The 19027-nt window shown below is 39.3% G+C and carries 13 protein-coding genes and 1 pseudogene; 6 read left to right on the top strand and 8 right to left on the bottom strand.

All coding sequences use genetic code 11. The features are described from left to right. Nucleotides 1-29: 29 nt before the first annotated feature. Both B5G52_RS02930 and B5G52_RS02925 read right to left on the bottom strand, forming a co-directional pair. Nucleotides 30-995: pseudogene (locus B5G52_RS02930) on the bottom strand (methyl-accepting chemotaxis protein); the annotation flags it as partial. Next, on the bottom strand, nucleotides 992-1276 hold the full coding sequence (locus tag B5G52_RS02925; protein WP_176372488.1) for an MliC family protein: 285 nt from the start codon (nucleotides 1274-1276) through the stop codon (nucleotides 992-994). The pseudogene B5G52_RS02930 and the gene B5G52_RS02925, both read right to left, overlap by 4 nt. A 120-nt stretch (nucleotides 1277-1396) precedes the next feature. Between B5G52_RS02925 and B5G52_RS02920 the strand changes: the two genes are divergently transcribed. Then, a complete protein-coding gene (locus B5G52_RS02920; protein WP_087531204.1) occupies nucleotides 1397-2314 on the top strand; it encodes a DUF808 domain-containing protein in 918 nt (305 codons plus the stop codon). Nucleotides 2315-2418: 104 nt separating this feature from the next. Then, nucleotides 2419-4377, top strand: a complete 1959-nt coding sequence (locus tag B5G52_RS02915) for a S9 family peptidase (RefSeq protein WP_087531203.1) — start codon at nucleotides 2419-2421, stop codon at nucleotides 4375-4377. Between the two features lie 42 nt (nucleotides 4378-4419). Here B5G52_RS02915 and B5G52_RS02910 read toward each other — a convergent pair whose 3' ends face one another. The 3 genes from B5G52_RS02910 to B5G52_RS02900 all read right to left on the bottom strand — a co-directional run bounded on the left by B5G52_RS02910 (nucleotide 4420) and on the right by B5G52_RS02900 (nucleotide 9052). Further along, a complete protein-coding gene (locus B5G52_RS02910) occupies nucleotides 4420-5361 on the bottom strand; it encodes a tetratricopeptide repeat protein (protein ID WP_087531202.1) in 942 nt (313 codons plus the stop codon). 87 nt (nucleotides 5362-5448) lie between these two features. Further along, nucleotides 5449-6849 carry a M20/M25/M40 family metallo-hydrolase gene (locus tag B5G52_RS02905; RefSeq protein ID WP_087531201.1) on the bottom strand — a complete coding sequence of 467 codons (1401 nt, stop codon included), beginning with the start codon at nucleotides 6847-6849 and terminating at the stop codon, nucleotides 5449-5451. 133 nt (nucleotides 6850-6982) lie between these two features. After that, on the bottom strand, nucleotides 6983-9052 hold the full coding sequence (locus B5G52_RS02900) for a TonB-dependent siderophore receptor (protein WP_087531200.1): 2070 nt from the start codon (nucleotides 9050-9052) through the stop codon (nucleotides 6983-6985). 195 nt (nucleotides 9053-9247) lie between these two features. Here B5G52_RS02900 and dbpA point away from each other — a divergent pair, with 195 nt between their 5' ends. Continuing rightward, nucleotides 9248-10636, top strand: coding sequence for an ATP-dependent RNA helicase DbpA (dbpA, locus tag B5G52_RS02895; protein WP_087531199.1), 1389 nt, complete (start codon nucleotides 9248-9250; stop codon nucleotides 10634-10636). On the opposite strand, the gene B5G52_RS02890 is transcribed toward dbpA, so the two are convergent. Then, complete coding sequence (locus B5G52_RS02890; protein WP_087531198.1) at nucleotides 10633-11226, bottom strand: DNA-J related domain-containing protein; 594 nt, start codon at nucleotides 11224-11226, stop codon at nucleotides 10633-10635. The genes dbpA and B5G52_RS02890 overlap by 4 nt on opposite strands. 123 nt (nucleotides 11227-11349) lie before the next feature. Here B5G52_RS02890 and B5G52_RS02885 point away from each other — a divergent pair, with 123 nt between their 5' ends. Continuing rightward, nucleotides 11350-14184, top strand: a complete 2835-nt coding sequence (locus B5G52_RS02885; RefSeq protein ID WP_087531399.1) for an ATP-binding protein — start codon at nucleotides 11350-11352, stop codon at nucleotides 14182-14184. A 26-nt stretch (nucleotides 14185-14210) separates the two neighbouring features. On the opposite strand, the gene rho is transcribed toward B5G52_RS02885, so the two are convergent. Together rho and trxA are read right to left on the bottom strand one after the other, a co-directional pair. Then, a complete protein-coding gene (gene rho, locus B5G52_RS02880; RefSeq protein WP_087531197.1) occupies nucleotides 14211-15470 on the bottom strand; it encodes a transcription termination factor Rho in 1260 nt (419 codons plus the stop codon). Between the two features lie 180 nt (nucleotides 15471-15650). Beyond that, nucleotides 15651-15977: a thioredoxin TrxA gene (trxA, locus tag B5G52_RS02875; RefSeq protein ID WP_058561197.1), complete on the bottom strand. Its 327-nt coding sequence runs from the start codon at nucleotides 15975-15977 to the stop codon at nucleotides 15651-15653. A 90-nt stretch (nucleotides 15978-16067) separates the two neighbouring features. Here trxA and rhlB point away from each other — a divergent pair, with 90 nt between their 5' ends. Continuing rightward, on the top strand, nucleotides 16068-17345 hold the full coding sequence (rhlB, locus tag B5G52_RS02870; RefSeq protein ID WP_087531196.1) for an ATP-dependent RNA helicase RhlB: 1278 nt from the start codon (nucleotides 16068-16070) through the stop codon (nucleotides 17343-17345). A 47-nt stretch (nucleotides 17346-17392) separates the two neighbouring features. After that, the gene (gene gppA / locus B5G52_RS02865) at nucleotides 17393-18886 is read left to right on the top strand and encodes a guanosine-5'-triphosphate,3'-diphosphate diphosphatase (RefSeq protein WP_087531195.1); all 1494 of its coding nucleotides are present in this window, start codon (nucleotides 17393-17395) and stop codon (nucleotides 18884-18886) included. Nucleotides 18887-19027: the final 141 nt, after the last annotated feature.

Raw genomic sequence — 19027 nt, 5'->3', positions numbered from 1 at the left:
AGAGTGAGCAAGTCACCTAAAGTACATAGTTAGAATTTAAAGCGTTCAACGGCACTGGCCAGTGAATGTGCAAGTTGATTTACATCCTCACTTTGCGTAGCAAGCATTCCTGCATGCTCAGCATTGCTATGTGCTTGTTCGGTTACGGTCGCCATTATTTGTTTAATTTCATTACTGTTATCGAGCTGATGATGCGATGAATCGGCAATTTGTTGACTCATTTGGTTTATGGTGACTAAAGTGCTTTTTATTTTATCGACTGCTTGGTTTAGCTCACTGCTATTTGCCACGCAATCAGCGGCTTGTTGTTGGCCGTCGTTAATTTCTTGCTGCGCAGCTTGGGCTTGTTGTTGCAGAGTTTGGATCATTGTGTGGATCTCGTTGGTGGAGCTTTGCGTTCGTGCTGCCAACGAGCGTACTTCATCGGCAACCACGGCGAAGCCTCTGCCATTTTCACCTGCTCTTGCAGCTTCAATTGCTGCATTGAGTGCGAGTAAATTAGTTTGCTCTGCAATACTGCTAATAGTATCAACAATGGCACCAATGAGCTGAGTGTGTTGCGCTAGTTCTTCAGTACTTTGTACAGCTTGCTCTAAGCGTGTTAGCAGAGCTTTAATACGTTGGCTGTTTCTATCTGCAATTTGATTTACATCGTTGGCAAACTGCGAGGCATTAGCTATTTCACTTGATGTACTATCTGCTTGTTGATAAACCGTTTGCGAATTGTTTAGCATATTCTGCGCAAGTGAAGTCGCCTCAGCAATACGCTCAAGTTGCTGCGCAGCAGCCACGGTCATACGTTGCCCTTGTTCAGATGTTTGAATCGCGGATTGATCTAAGGTGTGGGCGTTATCACTTATATCGACTAGTAATTTGCTTAAATCATCAATCAAGTGATTTATATTTGTTAATAATACGCCAAACTCATCATCGCTTCGTGGCTGTGTACGCTTGGATAAATCACCCGAAGCTATGCGAGAAAGCGCTTTATTCACTGCATATTACAGTGGTGCTTGTTGCCATCGATGATTAGCATGGCTTCATTGCCTTTAGTCCAAAATAGTATGTCATCATTAGTGTATTTAACACCTGAGGCACTTTGTTGTCTAACTAATTGGTATTGTTGTTGATTGTATAAAAGCTTAGCATTTTCATCATCTTCACTTGTTATTGTTGCTGTTAGTTTATTATCGCAAGAGTAAACATCGCTTTGTGCTTGTTCAGAGCAGGCAGTTAATGCTAGTAAGCTGGTTGTTAAGAAAATTGTTTTATACATAAAACAGCCCTTGGTTGATTTCATTTTATAGTTAGGATAACAAACGAAAATTAACCGTTGGTGAAAGTAACAGTTTAGGCTATGTTGAGGCTTAATTATTTTGCCGCTAGAGGAATGAAAATGGCAGGAACTAACCTTTTAACGTTACTGGACGACATAACAACGTTACTAGACGATATAGCAACCATGAGTAAAGTGGCAACCAAAAAAACAGCCGGTGTATTAGGGGATGATCTAGCGCTTAATGCGCAACAAGTTACGGGTGTTAGTGCTGAGCGTGAGTTACCTGTGGTGTGGGCTGTTGCAAAAGGCTCATTTTTAAATAAAGCGATATTGGTTCCGGCAGCTTTACTGATTAGTGTTTGGCTCCCATGGTTAATAACGCCTCTATTAATGTTGGGTGGATTATTCTTATGCTTTGAAGGTGCAGAAAAGTTAGTAGAAAAAATGCTACCTAGCTCAAACGTGATTCAACAAGATCTGGCTCCCGTAGATTTAGTCGAGTATGAAAAGCAAAAAGTGAAAGGGGCTATACGCACTGACTTCATTTTGTCAGCTGAAATAATCGTGATTACTTTAGGCACGGTTGCTGGTGCGACGTTACTTAATCAAGCATTAGTTTTAAGTGTTATAGCGATTATTATGACTATCGGAGTCTATGGCTTGGTTGCCGGTATAGTGAAACTTGATGATGCCGGTTTATATTTATTGAATCAGTCAAAAGTCTCTGGCAGTAAATTTAAACAACTAATTGGCCAAGGGCTACTGGCTATGGCTCCTAGGCTGATGGCTTTTTTAGCGCTTGCAGGCACTGTGGCTATGTTTTTAGTCGGCGGTAGCATTCTCGTCCATGGCGTAAGCTTGTTCCATCATTGGCGAGTGGCAGTAACAGAATTTGCTTTGTTAAATCTAGGCTCAATAGGTGAGGTTATTGCCCCTTTAGTATTCGATGGAGTATTTGGTGTGCTAGCGGGTGCGATTGTGGTGTTAATTCATCATGCAGCAGTAGCTGTTATGGCTAAAAAGGCAGTGAAGTAATTTTACTGTGTAAATGAGTTTTAATGAATATTTTTTTACTATTAATTTACATTTTTACCTGAAATAACTAGGATAGGGCTGATACTAACAAAATGGATGTTTAAATGAAAAAAAATTTAATTATGTGTTTGTTCTTTTTAACTATTACAAGTGCTTACACAGCTGCAGCGCAAACAATCTTACCTATTGAGTCTTTTAGTAAAAGCACAGATTATAGTCAAGTTAAGTTATCGCCAACTGGTAAATATCTGTCTGTGATCACTAAACCTGAAGGCAAAAGCGTATTGGTTATTTTAGATGCTAAAACATTTAAAATTCAGCATGCAGCTAAGTTTGATAGTAATGCACAAGTAGGTAGTTACTCATGGGTGAGTGATGAACGTGTTGTACTTAGCAAAGAATACCTAAGGGGCTGGCAAGATCATCCTCAATATCATGGTGAACTATTTGGAGTTAATGCTGACGGAAGCCGCGGAAAATACCTAGTTGGCTATCAAGGTGAAATGCAAACCGGTAGCCGAATTAAAAAAGCAACACCTTTAAAAGGTACTTCTTATGTATTAGACCCTTTGGTAAATGATGATAGAAAAATGCTCATTGTTACCTATCCTTGGAATGGTGGGAGTGAGCCACATACTATCGTTTATGATGTTGATATTTTCTCTGGCAAACGAAGAAAGGTAACGATCTCTCCATCACGTATGGCTCAGTTTCTTACCGATCATGAGGGTAATGTGCGGGTTGCAGTATCCAGTGATGACTATATAAACCCAACAATTTATACGCGAGAAAAATCAGGAGGGGACTGGCAATTACTTGATTTAGGTACAGTCAATTATAGCGATGTTAGCTTGCATGCCTTTGATGAATCTGGCGACAATATATATGTTACAGCTTCACTAGAGGGAGAGCCTAAAGGACTTTATAAACTGAATTTAAAAACAAAGTCTGCAACCCTAGTACATAAAGAAAAAAATGTTTCACCAAAGAAAATTTGGATTGATGAAGTATCAAAAGAGTTGTTTGCGATAGAAACTGAACTTGGTTATCCTACTTATACGTTTGTAGATAGTCAGTCAGATAAAAGCATGCGTTTAAAGTCGTTACTGCATTCTCTCGAAGGTAATCAGGCGCAATTGGTCAGCACTACTCGAGATGGTGACACGAGTATTATTTTTGCATCAAGTGATCGCAACCCTGGGCAATACTATTTATACGACGCTGGAGAGAATAAACTACGTTTTTTATTTTCTACTCGTGGTTGGTTGAAGCCTGAGCAAATGGCAGCGACCAAACCAATCAATTATACGGCTCGAGATGGATTAACCATCTATGGGTATCTAACACTACCAAATAATGTTAAACATGAAAACTTACCTTTAGTGGTTATGCCCCATGGTGGGCCTCATGGCCCTCGCGATTGGTGGGCATTTGATCCTGATGCACAGTTATTGGCAAACCGCGGTATAGCCGTACTAAAAGTTAACTTTAGAGGATCTGGTGGTTTTGGCCGTAACTTTGAACATGCTGGGCATCAAAACTGGGGAGCTGAAATTCAATTTGATATTATTGATGGTGTCAAGCACTTAGTTGAGCAAGGCACAGTAGATCAAAATAATATGTGTATCATGGGCGCAAGCTTTGGTGGCTACTCAGCGTTACAAAGTGCGATTCTAGAACCTGATATGTTTCAATGCGCAATTGGTGTTGTAGGTGTATACGATTTACCTTTGATGTTCAAAGAGGGGGATGTTGCGGGGCGCGACAGTGGTCAGCGTTATTTACAAAAAGTATTGGGGACTAATGAAGCGAAATTAAAGGCATTTTCACCTAGCTATAATATTGATAAGTTAAAGGCGTCAGTTCTGATAGTGCATGGTGGTGAAGATCAGCGTGCGCCGATTGAGCAAGCTGAATCACTTATTGAGGCCCTTAAAAAAGCGAAACATCCTTATATATATGAGCTATTGGAAGATGAAGGCCATGGTTTTTATAAACAAGAGCACCGTACTCGCTATTATCAGCAAGTAATTGCTTTTTTAAATCAAAATCTAAAACTGTGAACGTAGTTTAGAAACTGAAGTGGCGAGTAAACACTTGCCACTTTATTTGCATTTATAACTGCTACATAAATCTTTTAATTCGATTTTTGCTTTTCGGTTGCCTTGAGCTGCTGCTTTTTGGTACCAATAAATCGCTTGCTGCGTATCTTTGTCGGTTCCTTGTCCGTCTTGAAACATTTGCGCTAAGTTTAACTGTCCCCATTGAGAGCCTTCTTTAGCGGCAAGTAAAAAGCTGTCGAGCGCCTCTGTATAGAGCTTATCTTTATAATAGGTGATGCCTTGCTGATTATTTTGGTTAAGTTTAACACCTTCATATAAAGGTTTCGGTCTAGGTGGAAACATCACGAAGCCACCATATAAACTGTAGGCATAGGGACGCAGTACATCATAAATTGTGCCCTCGTCATACAGGCGCTGTACTTCAGTGCGTGGTAACGTCAGTGTGTTAGCTGAAAAGAAATCTCTTTGTACTAACAAACTGGTTCGCATAGCCATAGTGATAGATCGATCGCGTTTGTAACGGTAGTTACTAATTTGAAAGGTGATAAATTTATCATTAAATTCCAAAACTTGCGCTACTTTAAGGTTTTCAGGTCGCAGTGGCTCTTGGGCAAATTTATCCGCTTTGACTAAGTATGTATCATAGGCTTGTGGGTTGTTAATGATGCTTTGCTGCAATTTAATTTTTGCATGGTATTGCTGATAAAAATAAAGCAGCATACAAATTAACAGCAATGAACCAATAAAGTACTTTATTAATGATAATAACTCAATAAGAGGCAGCTTATGCAAAGAGACAGCCTCAGTATGTTGGCAATCATCACATTGATATTGGTATTGCCACGCTAGTGGTATAATAGGAATAATGGTAAAGCGTAAGAAGCGACTGTGATTTTTTAATTGGTAATTTTTGCTTTTACAGTGAGGGCAAGTTGTTGTTTGGCTAAATGACGATAATGAGTCACAGGTATTAAAAAGTAGCATAAACGCCCTCCTAGCTTTTTTTAATAAATTAAAACATAGAAGGGCGAAAGCAAAGCAATAAACTGTAAGAAAGTATGTTTACTTAGTTTATTTTTTTACAGGCTTTGGTTTAATTGTGGTTTTGGCATCAGCGGCCATAAATGCAAATACAGCATAAGCCGCGGTATTTTGCTTGAGCTTTTCTGGGTCTACCTTATCTAATGTGTCATCAGCAGTGTGATGGTAATCAAAGTAGTCAGTACCGTCTTGATGAAGGTCAAAAATAGCTGCGCCTTCGGTATTTCTAAGAGGGATTAAATCTGGGCCGCCGCGAGCACCATTCTTTGCAATATACTCTACATTTAACGCTGAGAGTTCTTTTGCAATAGCACGTACTACAGGCAGTGACTCCGCCGATACATTTGACTCAAACCCATATACTACATCAGCACCAAAATCAGACTCAGCGGCAGCAACAATATTATTAAGCTCTTTCGCATGTTGCTTAAAGTAAGCTTTCGCACCCCATAAGCCAAGTTCTTCGGCGGCAAACAACACCACGCGAACACTGCGTTTTGGGCGTTTAATTTCGCTAATGTGTTTGGCTGCCGCCATTGTTAATGCAACTCCTGCACCATCATCAAGCGCACCCGTGCCCAAATCCCATGAGTCTAAATGGCCACCAATCAACACATATTGCTCTGGGTTTTGTGTGCCGTTGAACTGACCAATTACGTTATAACCCCTACCTTGACCACGATCTTCTGTTTGCACATTGATATTAACGGTCACTTTTTTATCAAGTGCAATAAGGCGAGCAATTTGATCGGCATCTGGGTTAGCGATAGTGACATTTGGAATTTTGGTAACACCGTCTTTGTAATGGCTACCGCCAGTATGTGCAAAGCGGTGATGAGCCGTGCTGACAGAGCGCATCATATAACCAGTCGCGCCTTTTTTAGCGGCTTCTACAGAGCCTGTAGAGCGAGCACGAACGGCAGGTCCGTAGCCGTTACCATCAATATGACGATTCATACGGTAATTAATGTAGGCAATCTTACCTTTTAGGCTATTTTTAGGTGCTGCAATGAGTTCATCAAGGGTTTCAAATAATACCACTTCACCGGTAATGCCCTCTTTAGGTGTACTGACACTGTGGCCCAGTGCAGTTAAATGTAGAGGTTGCTCACTAGGGGTTAAGATTTTGCCATTTTCGCTAAAACGACGCCATTCAGGAAACGTAGCTTCTTCAAGCCACACCTTATCAAAGCCTAGTTCTTTAAATTTAGCTTGCGCCCAAGCTACGGCTTTTTTATCGTTTTCAGTGCCTGGTAAGCGTGGGCCTACTTCTGTAGTAAGTGACTCTAATAATTGATAGCTTAAATCACTATTGCTGGCGCTTTGTCTTAATTGTTCGACTTGTTGCAGTTGCTTGCTGGTAAATTCAGGCTCTGCGGCAGAGGCTAAAAAGCTACTGGCAAGTAGCATTCCGGTGATGAGTTTGTTCATTATTGACCTTGGCTTGTTAGAAACGTTAGCGGTATTTAATCATTAAATAGCTGAATTCAAAAATACAATGAGATAAAAAGTAAAAAGCCCACACTTTGTGCAAAGTGCGGGCTTGTTTTAAGGTGTATTAACCTTAGAAGTTAAACTGTGCAGCTAAGCGCAAGCTAGTGCCTTCGCCGACCGTTACATTGTTTGTACCACCACCGCCAAGGTAGTTGGTATCAAATAAGTTTTCAACGTTAAGGCGTAAGTTAATATCGGTGTTACTCATAACAAATTTATAAGTTGCACCCACATCTACACGCGTATAAGCGTCTTTGGTAATTAAATTGTCGCTGTCTGCAAAACGCTCACCTTCATAGAATGCGCCGGCATTGAATGCAAATGCATCGTTTAGTTCATAACGAGTCCATAGTGATGCAGACCACTTAGGCACATCTGTTGGGCGGGCGCCTCCTTGAATATACTCTGCATCAACATACATGGTTGACGCCATGACGAATAAACGGTCTGTTGCTGCGCCTTGTGCAGCAAGTTCAAAACCTTTGTGGCGTTGCTCACCAGCTTGTGTTGTGATTGTTTCAATATCCCCAACAGGGTTATCTAGTTGCTCAGTGATTAATGTTCCTGTTTTGCTAATATCAAATAATGCACTGCTTAACATTAAACGGTCATCAAACAGCTGCCACTTGATGCCAATTTCTTTTTGCTCAGAAGTCACAGCGTCTAACTTCATACCATTATTGATATCACTTTCATTGATTAACGTATCACTGCTTTGGGGTTCAAAACCTTCAGAATAACTACCATATACAGTTGCGGATGCATTTGGATGATATAAAACACCAAATTTAGGCACAAATGATTCGTTATCAGCACCTTCTTTATTTTGCTTATCAAAACGACCACCGACAGATAGTTGCCATTCTGGTGAAAAAGTGACTAAGTCTTGGAAATAAACACCGTAAAAATCATATTCAGATTCACTCTTAGTGGTATCTGACTTGTAGCTTATATCTGGTCTTGTCGGTTCAGCTTGACCTGCTGAATAAAAAACTGAATCACTAGAGGTACGTAATTGTCCATAGTAGTAATCAAGAGAATTTGCACCAATTAATAGCTGGTGTTGGACGCCAGCAGTTTCAAATTCACCAATAAAATCAATAAACGCGGTGGTAAATTGCCAATCATCAAAACGGTCGTATGGGCGTGACTCATAACTATCACCTTCCATAAAGCTACTTGGTTTACGAGGAGATGACTCAAAACGCTGACGTTCAAAAGTTTGCTCGTTATAACCTAGGTTTACCTGCCAGTTATCAGATAAAAATATATTAAAATCAATACCTAGGTTTTCAACTGTAATATCAGTAAATGCCCAAGACATATCGCGAATCGTTTTATCATCACCAATCACGTTAGCTTTGTCATCAATCCATGCGCCAGTATCTAAGCCTGCTTTGTCATCGGTACGGTCATAATGAACACGAACAAGTGCATTATCGCTAATATCGTAATCAACAACTAAGGCACCTAAAAAACGGTCACGCTCACGGTTTTCGTCATTTTGATATTCACGCCAATATTCAACGTCTTGTTTTACTAATATACCACGAGCTCGTAAATCTTCAGCTTCAGTTAAAGCGCCGCCAGCATCAACCATGAAGCGTGTTGAGCCATGTTGGTCAACATCAGCGCTGGCATTAAATAATGTTTGTGCTGTTGGCTTTTTAGTTACCATGTTAACTAAACCACCAGGGCCTGATTGGCCATATAAAATACTTGATGGACCTTTGATAACTTCTACTTGTTGTAGTATTTCGATTGGTTGTTGGTAGTGTGACCAGTGTTGGTGACCATCACGTAAATAACCAGTGCCTGAACTTAGCTCAAAGCCACGAAGGTTAAATACTTCACGGTTACGTTGCTGTGAGCCTGCAGTTAAGCTGGCATCGTTGGTTAATACTTCACCTAATGTGGTGGCAAGTTGTTCGTTTACAATTGTATCTGTAATTACTGTGACAGATTGTGCTGTTTCAAGCAATGATGCTGATGTGCGCATTGCCCCGTTTGCATTGTCTACTTTATAGTCATTAAAGTAAGTGCCTTTAACTTCTATTTTTTCTATATTTTCGTTATTTCCTGCGGCGTTTGCAATGCCTGCAGTTGTGATAAGGGCAAGATAAAGTGGACTTAATTTCATTCAATGCTTCCGGCTGAGTTGTGTAAAAACGATACGGATCTTAATGAAAACAAATTTTATTTACAATAGCTTTATTGAATAATTTATAACAAACGTTGTTAATGGTCGATATTAGCTATTTCTGCTATTATTAGCGCAATAATCACAAGGTAAATTTTTATCCTTGTTAGTTAACTTTTTTGTTTGGAAATAATTGTGACTGCAACTGCATTTTCTTCTCTCGCTTTACCTTCTGGTTTGGTCGATAATTTATCTACTCTAGGCTATAGCCAAATGACGGCTGTGCAGGCGCAGAGTCTTCCGCCTGTGCTTGAAGGGAAAGATATCATTGCACAAGCTAAAACAGGCTCAGGTAAAACGGCTGCGTTTAGTTTAGGTGTATTATCGAAACTTAATGCTAAGCGTTTTCGTATTCAGTCTTTAGTGTTGTGTCCAACGAGAGAGTTGGCCGAACAAGTTGCCGTGGAAATGCGTAAACTTGCTCGCGGCATACACAATATTAAAATATTGACTTTGTGTGGTGGTGTTTCAATCGGCCCCCAAATAGGATCGCTTGAACATGGTGCGCACATTATCGTTGGCACACCAGGGCGTGTTGATGATCATATTCGTAAGGGGACTTTACGGTTAGATGATGTTGAAACGCTAGTTCTTGATGAGGCTGATCAAATGCTTGATATGGGCTTTCAAGATACCCTAGATGCCATTATTGATTGCATTCCACAACAGCGCCAAACATTACTATTTAGTGCAACTTTTCCACGTGCGATAGAAGCGGTTGCTAAACGTGTTTTGACTAATCCTGTTATGGTCAAAGTGGAAGAAGAACAAGAAAAAAGTACTATTAAACAGTATTTTTATAAGATGGATAATAACAAGCAACGTTTTAATACGTTAAAGTTATTACTGTTGAAGTTCCAGCCAACCAGCTGTGTAGTGTTTTGTAATACCAAAGTAGAAACACAACAAGTATGTGATGATTTAGCTGCAGAAGGCTTTAGTGCAGTGGCATTACATGGTGATTTAGAGCAGCGAGAACGCGAGCGAACACTTATCCACTTTGCTAATAAAAGCGCCTCTATTTTGGTCGCTACCGATGTGGCTGCTCGTGGTTTAGATATTGATGATATGGATATGGTTATTAACTATCACTTAGCACATGACCCACAAACGCACGTTCACCGTATTGGTCGTACTGGCCGTGCGGGTAAAAAAGGTATTGCATGTTCAATTTACGGCGATGCTGAGCAGTTTAAGGTCGCGCAAATTGGCGATCATTACGAGTGTGATTTTTTACCTGAGCAGTTACCACCGTTTAGCTTATTAGAAAAGCCACCATATAAGCCGCAAATGGCTACATTAATGATTGATGCAGGTAAAAAGCAAAAGGTGCGTGCCGGAGACATTTTAGGCGCACTAACGGGCAAAGAGGGTGTTGCCGGGCGTCAAGTTGGTAAAATCAATGTACTTGATAACGTCGCATTTGTTGCGGTTGAGCGCAATTGTGCCAAACCGGCATTACGCAAATTAACTGAAGGTAATATTAAAGGGCGTAAAATCCGTGCCCGTCGATTAACTCGCTAATTACTTTGAACGACTGAGCAGCTGGCTTTAAGCTGCTCGTATTCTTCCCTAATACGTTTAAATTTCTCTTCATCTTCTGCTGATTTATCTGGATGATATCGACATGCTAATTGTCGCCAGCGTTTCTGTATCATTTTTAATGTCGCATCTTCTGCTAACTGCCATTGTTTGAGTAAAACATTGCGTTTATAGGGAGCAAGTTGCTGTTTACTTTCGTTTTTCGTGTTAAATTTTTTCCAAAACCCATCTAGTAAAGCTTCAATTTCTGTTATTGAAGTATCATAATTTTGCCAGTTTAAGTAGTAATCTCTAAGAGGGTCTATTTGGCTTAAGGGATTGCTCTGTGGTGTCTCAAAAAGTTCTATATGCAAACTGGCAATTTGTAGATATTGAGCGGGCGCCAATTGTTTTTGTAACTGAAACAGGGCATTCATAATTAAAAAATTACGTTTAAACAAATCACGATGAGGGTCTTCATCTAGCGTCGTTATTGTGCCGTTATTAGTTAATTCCAGCGCTAAAGTATGAACCTTCCAAACCCGCTTTGTCAGAATTCGTTCAAAAATCTCATCTATCAGTGGGTTAAGCATTGTTTGCACTCTAGTTAATAGTGTATCTTGAGTACATTATTATATTTAAATGCGCAATGGAATGTTTTACAACTTTCTAGCGGTGCGATTATTGTTTTAACGGTTAAAACCAAGGACACAATTATGCTAGGTCAGTTTAAGCATCTACTCTTTATTGCTGCTATTGCTGTGCTTGGTATTTATTCTAAAGGTAGTTTTGCTCAGCCCCCAATATCTTTGTTAGAGCAATTCGAACAAACTGATGATTGGTCTAAAAAACAATCAATAGCAAACAAGTTACTTAGTACTAAACAACTCACAAATCAGCAAAAAATCGTAATCTATGCAGCTATGGCGAAACGTGCTTTTTCTGAAAATGATTACTCAGAAGCCATTTCTTTTTATAAATTACTTGAACAAAACACCAGTTTAAAAAATCAACCTGAACAGCACTTCAGGGCAATAAAAATGCAAGGTGTGGCTTATTATTATCAGGGCTTAGTTCAGCAAGCAGTCATTGAGTATACTCGAGCACTTAATATAGTCACACAACTTAATAGCCGTATAAAACAAGCAAACTTATTGAGTAATATAGGGCTTGCGTATTTTGATATGTATAACATGGAACTTGCACTAGAGTATTATCAAAAAGCAAAAGAAATTTATGAAACAGAGGGGAGTGCCCAAGATAAAGCCGATATACTGCACAATATTGCTGGAGTGTATATTCCGCTTGCACGTTATGATTCGGCTCTTGAAATTTACCGAGAAGTTTTAGAAGTCTTTCAGCAGCTGGATGATAAAGATGGTATTGCGCAAGCCTATGGCAATATGGGAGTTGCTTATGATGAATCAGGGCGTAATCAACTTGCATTACATTATTATCAACTTGCTTTACGCTATTATGAAAGTGTTAATGATGCCTATCAGCTATCTAGCCGACATAACAATTTAGCGAATTTAAATCTTAAAATAGATGAGTTAGATACGGCACTTTATCATGCAATGTCAGCTCAGCGCTTTGCAATCGAAGCTGATAATAAATCACTGTTACTCGCGGCTTTACATGTACTTGCTAAGATACAGCTAGTGCAAGGAAACTTAGTAGAAGCCAAAAAAAATCTAGAGCAGTCTATTACTTTAGCAAAAGAATACAAAAGTGAAATGCGAGTAAAAGATGGTTTAGGGATCGAAGCATTACTAAGTGCTGGCTTTGGGGATTTTAAAAAAGCAATAGACTTACATCAGCAGTTTATTGATTATCAAAGAAGTATGACTAGCGAAGAAATTGTAAAAGCATTAAATGTATTTCAATCACAGTCTGAAGCTAATCGACTAAACCAAGAGATACAGCAATTAAAACAAGAGCGTAGCTTACAACAGTTGCAAATAGCCAAACGTTCTCAATTTACTATTTTACTGGCAATAGTTGTGGTACTGATATTAATTTGTGGGATCGCAATTTATCGTCGTGCTATTGAGAAAAGGGCAAAAATACAGTTGTCAGAGCAGGTTGAACAACGTACTCAAGAATTGCAGTTTGCCGCCCAAGAATTAAGAGCCGCTAACGAAGTTAAAAGCCAGTTTCTTGCTAATATAAGCCATGAAATTCGCACACCTTTAACAGCGATTTTAGGTCAAACAGATGATTTAATTAATGGCTTATATGAGCCACAGCAGCTACAAGACGAGTTGTTTGTGATCAAAAAACACAGTGATCACTTAAAAGACCTCATTAATGATGTACTCGACCTTAGTAAGATTGAAGCGAATCGTCTTGAGTTGAACTTAACAAAGTTTGACTTAATTCAATTGCTTAATGATGTTTATACAATGAGCCAAGCGCAAGCATCGCAAAAAGGTTTGTTTTTAGTGTTTGATAACCAATTGGATGATAGCTACTGGGTTAAGCTTGATTTAATGCGAGTAAAACAAATACTGATTAACTTGCTCACCAATGCAATTAAATTTACTCAGCAAGGCAAAGTAACTCTTAAGGTAGTTAACACTGAAAATGGCGTGCAATTTACCGTTGTTGATACGGGGATTGGCATGAGAGAAGAACAATTAAAAATGGTCTTCGAATGTTTTCAACAAGGTGACAATACAATTAGCCGACGTTTTGGTGGTTCAGGTCTTGGGCTATCGCTTTCTCAACAATTAGCAATGATGATGGGCGGTTATATAAGCGTATTGAGTGAACAACACAAAGGCAGTGAGTTTACATTTAACCTACCTTGTAAGCAGTACGCTGCTGAAGACTTTAAAGAAAGTAATCAACAAGCTAATAAGCCCAGGCCTTTGCAGGGGAAAGTATTGCTTGCAGAAGATCATCCAGATAACCGTCGTTTAATCACTCGCTATTTAGTATCTCTTGGTTTAGATGTGATTGCTGCAAGTAATGGTGAAGAAGCTGTAGAGAAGTGTTTAAGTGAGTTTCCAGACATTGTATTACTTGATATACAAATGCCTATAATGGATGGTTTGAGTGCTTTAGAATTATTAAAGCAATGCGGTTTTAATAATCCTGTTTACGCATTGACCGCTAATGCTATGAGTCATGAAATAGAGAATTATATTGCACATGGTTTTACCGGTTATCTAGGCAAGCCTATAGATAAGTGTACTTTTTATCAGACTATTGCTAAGCACTTACAGCAGAGACATGACGCTAGTTCGGTAGTTAAAGATGTGGGTATAGCAGATTTACGTAGCAGTTTTATTGCCAGTTTTGATCAAGAGTCGCAATTACTTGCAACACATTTACAGCTGCGAGACTTTAACGAATTACAGCAAGATAGCCATCGAATTCTTGGTGCTGCGAAAGTCTTTGCAGTGGATAATGTTGCTGAACAAGCGCTAAAACTAGATAAAGCACTGTTGCACAAAGGTGGTACGCTAGCTTTTGAGCAAATAGAAGTGCTGGTAACTCAACTAATCATTGAATTAGAAAAATCAGCAACAAAAAAGCCCGCGTAAACGGGCTTTCTTAAACATCGTAAGATCTATTGACGTTTCATTGAATCAAAAAATTCATCATTGGTTTTACTCATCGATAACTTATCGATTAGGAATTCCATCGCATCAATTTCAGACATCTCATGAACAATTTTACGCAGAATCCACATTTTTTGTAGTTCAACTGGCTTAGTAAGAAGTTCTTCGCGACGAGTACCAGAGCGGTTAAAGTCAATGGCAGGGAAAACACGTTTTTCAGCAATCTTGCGATTCAAGTGTAATTCCATATTACCAGTACCTTTAAACTCTTCGTAGATAACTTCATCCATCTTAGAGCCGGTATCGATAAGTGCAGTTGCGATAATGGTTAAACTACCACCTTCTTCAACGTTACGTGCAGCACCAAAGAAACGTTTTGGTTTGTGCAATGCGTTAGCATCAACACCACCGGTAAGTACTTTACCTGACGAAGGAATAACAGTGTTATAAGCACGGGCTAAACGAGTAATTGAATCGAGTAAAATGATTACATCTTTCTTGTGTTCAACTAAACGTTTTGCTTTTTCGATGACCATTTCAGCTACCTGAACGTGACGACTCGCTGGTTCATCAAATGTTGATGCAATAACTTCGCCTTTTACAAGACGTTGCATCTCAGTAACTTCTTCCGGGCGTTCATCGATAAGTAAAACCATCAATGTAGCGTCAGGGTGGTTATGGGTAATTGATTGAGCAATGTTTTGCAGTAGCATTGTTTTACCCGCTTTTGGCGGTGCTACTAATAAACCACGTTGGCCACGGCCAATAGGAGATGCTAAATCAAGAACTCGCGCAGTAATATCTTCGGTGCTACCGTTACCACGTTCCATACGTAAACGTTCGTTAGCATGTAGTGGGGTGAGGTTTTCAAAAAGGATTTTAGTACGAGAGTTTTCTGGTCTATCAAAGTTTACTTCGTTTACTTTAAGTAAAGCGAAGTAACGTTCACCGTCTTTAGGCGGACGAATAAGACCCATTATTGAGTCACCAGTACGCATGCTAAAACGACGAATTTGGCTAGGTGATACATAAATGTCATCAGGACCGGCTAAGTAAGAGGCTTCTGATGATCTTAAGAAACCAAAACCATCCTGTAAGATTTCTAATACACCGCCGCCAAAAATATTCTCACCACTTTTGGCGTGGGCCTTAAGGATAGCAAAAATGATATCTTGCTTTCTTAAGCGGGCTACGTTTTCGAGCCCCATGGACTCAGCTAAGTCTACAAGTTCTTTGATCGACTTGTCTTTTAATTCGCGTAAATGCATATTGGTGGGTTCTTTATTACAGTTATCATACTCATATAATCGACATTGATTAGTGAGAGAGGTTTGTTGGTAAACTAAGGATTAGTTGGCTTTATAAACTAGCAGTTCACTGGCCCAGCGTCCAGTCTTTATACAAAATAAAAGTAAAAAAAGGGCAAAATGCCCTTTTTTCAATATGTATTAGATATTGTTTTCTAAAAATTCAACTAATTGAGTTTTAGAAAGTGCACCAACTTTAGTTGCTGCAACTTGGCCATCTTTAAAAAGAAGTAACGTTGGAATACCACGAATACCAAACTTTGGTGGAGTGCCAGCATTTTGGTCAATGTTTAGTTTACCGATAACAACGCGGCCATCAAACTCATCTGCTACTTCATTAAGAATAGGGGCGATCATTTTACAAGGTCCGCACCATTCTGCCCAAAAATCAACTAGTACAGGCTTGTCTGATTGTAATACGTCAGCTTCAAAGCCATCGTCAGTTAATTGAATAATTTTCTCGCTCATTGCGCTCTCCGATAAGTTAGGCGAATTATTTAATGCGTATTTAAACACTCTTGTTTCTTATTGCAAGTTTAAACGTTATGCTTAAACGCTATGACTAAGACACATTTGACCGATAAAAAGTTTTCAGACTTTGCTATCGCACCGGAAGTGGTTACCGGTTTAACCGAAAATGGGTTTGAATACTGCACTCCCATTCAAGCTAAATGCCTACCTTTTATTTGTGATGGCCGCGATATTGCGGGTCAAGCACAAACAGGTACAGGTAAAACGTTGGCGTTTTTAACTGCCACATGCCATCGGTTATTACAATCTAGCAAAGCACCTAGTAAACATCCAAGAGCCCTGATCATGGCCCCAACTCGGGAGCTTGCGATTCAGATCCACAAAGATGCCAAAATTTTAGCGCCACACTGTAATCTTAACTTAGGTTTAGTATATGGTGGCGAAGATTACGAAAAACAACGTGCGCAACTAGAAAAAGGCGTAGATATTTTAATTGGTACTACAGGTCGCCTTATCGATTTGTATAAGCAAGGTTGTTATACCCTCAATGAAATTGAAGTTGTAGTGCTTGATGAAGCCGATCGTATGTTTGATCTAGGTTTTATAAAAGATATTCGTTATATGTTCCGTCGTATGCCTGATACTTCTGAGCGCCTCAACTTGCTTTTCTCTGCAACACTATCGTACCGAGTGCAAGAATTAGCCTTCGAACATATGACTAATCCAGAGCACGTTCAAGTTGAGCCAGATGTAAAAACTGGCAAACGCATTCAAGAAGAGCTTTTTCATCCGTCACAAGATGATAAAATTAAACTTTTACTGACTTTAATTGAAGAAGAGTGGCCAGATAAAGCCATTGTTTTTGCGAATACTAAACATAGTTGTGAAACAGTTTATGCATGGTTAAAAGCCGATGGTCATCGAGTTGGTATGCTAACCGGTGATGTAAATCAGAAAAAACGTCAATCAATTCTAGCGCAATTTACTAAAGGTGATTTAGACTTCTTAGTTGCGACAGATGTTGCCGCTCGTGGTTTACATATCCCTGAAGTAAGTCATGTATTTAATTTTGATTTACCAGATGATTGTGAAGACTACGTTCATCGTATTGGTCGAACAGGCCGTGCAGGTGCTTCAGGTCATGCAATAAGCTTTGCCTGTGAGCAATATGCTTATAATCTTCATGAAATAGAAGAATACATCGAACACAGCATACCTTTATCACATTATGATAAAAGTGCATTGCTTGATGATGTAACTAAGCCTACTATTCATAGAAAGCGCAACTATTCGACAGGCCCTCGTAATCGTAGTAATAACAACGGACGTAGACCAAACAATAGCTACCAAAAAGCACGGTCGTAATTTACGACTGTTGTATAGTCGTATTAGTAACTAGAGGTTTTTGAACGGTGGGGCAACTTAAACCGCAAAAAAATGTTTATGCAGTAATTGATTTGGGCTCAAATAGCTTTCATATGTTAATTGCCAAATCAATTGCTGGCGGCTTACAAACCATAGGCCGCGTTAAACGCAAAGTAAGATTAGCAGCAGGGCTTGATGAAAATAACGAATTAAGTGCTGAAGCAATGCAAAGAGGATGGGAGTGCCTAGCACTTTTTGCTGAACGCTTACAAGATATTCCTAAAGCCAATATTACCATTGTGGCAACCGCTACATTAAGATTGGCAACCAATGCTGATGTATTTAAACAAAAAGCAGAACAAATTCTTGCTCACAAGGTAAATGTTATCAGTGGTGAGCTCGAAGCGCGTACTATATATAAAGGGGTAGCACACACTTCGTCTTGTAGTGGCCGCCAATTAGTTATTGATATAGGAGGTGCAAGTACTGAAGTTGTAATAGGAAAAGGGTTTGATGCCCTTCACTATAAAAGCCTTAATATGGGTTGCGTAACTTATCTCGAGCGTTATTTCAAAGATGGCAAATTAAGCGAGACCAACTTTGATGCAGCGATAAAAGCTGCCAGAGTCGTAATTGATGAAATAGCCCCAAGTTATAAAATAGCTGGTTGGGAAGTAGCTTCTGGTGCGTCAGGTACTGTTCAAGCAATCCAAGAAATTATGGTTGCGCAATCACTAGATGAAACACTAAGTCTTGATAAGTTACTTGAAATAAAAAATCAATCAACTTCCTTTAGCACGATTGCTGAGTTGGACTTACCAGGATTAAGTGAAGAGAGAAGATTAGTTTTTGTTTCAGGGCTTGCAATTTTAATAGCATTATTTGAATCACTTGAAATTGAAAAAATGGGTCTAGCTGGTGGAGCACTGCGAGAAGGTGTTTTATATAGCATGATCCCTGAGTTCCATAACCACGATATTCGTAAGCGCACAATCGATGCATTTATGAGTCGTTATCATGTGGATCAAAAACAAGCGAATCGTGTTGCTGAGTTAAGTTATCAGTTAGCACTTCAAGTGAGTCAGCCATGGCCTGAGCTAGCGCCAAACGGTTTTGCATTATTGAAAGCGATTGCTCATTTACATGAGATAGGCTTACTCATTGAATATAAGCAGTACCAAAACCATACCGCTTATATTTTAGAAAACACCGATATGCCGGGTTTTTCACAATCAGAGCATAAATTAATTGTTGCTGCAGCAAATGCCCATCGCGCTGATTTGCAAAAAGGTATGTTTCAACATTTAGGTTGTCATCAAAAGCTCGCACAGTATTTAACAAGGTTGATCAGGATCTCTGTGATTTTATCAATGCGCCGTCAAGATGATGTATTACCAAAATTACAGTTATCTGTTAATAATGAAGTGTTAGTACTTTCATTAGAAGGTGACTGGCTAAATGCACATCCATTAATGGCAAGTGAGCTTCAGCTTGAGTCTAAACAACAAGCAAAAGCAGGATGGAAATTTTTAGTTAGGTGAAAAAGGCTCGTTAGAGCCTTTTTTTGTAGCAAAATACCGCACTTTGTTTTAAAAGTGTTCAAACAGTCCTTTTTTTTATAAAGATCGAAAAAAATGCTTGATCTGTTTTTGGATCTCCCTATAATGCGACCCCACTGAGAC

Origin of the sequence: Pseudoalteromonas sp. A601, from assembly GCF_002165575.1 — a bacterium.
Classification (GTDB): domain Bacteria; phylum Pseudomonadota; class Gammaproteobacteria; order Enterobacterales; family Alteromonadaceae; genus Pseudoalteromonas.
Note: the sequence above shows the minus strand (reverse complement) of the source record. Positions and strands in the feature narration are given on the sequence as shown.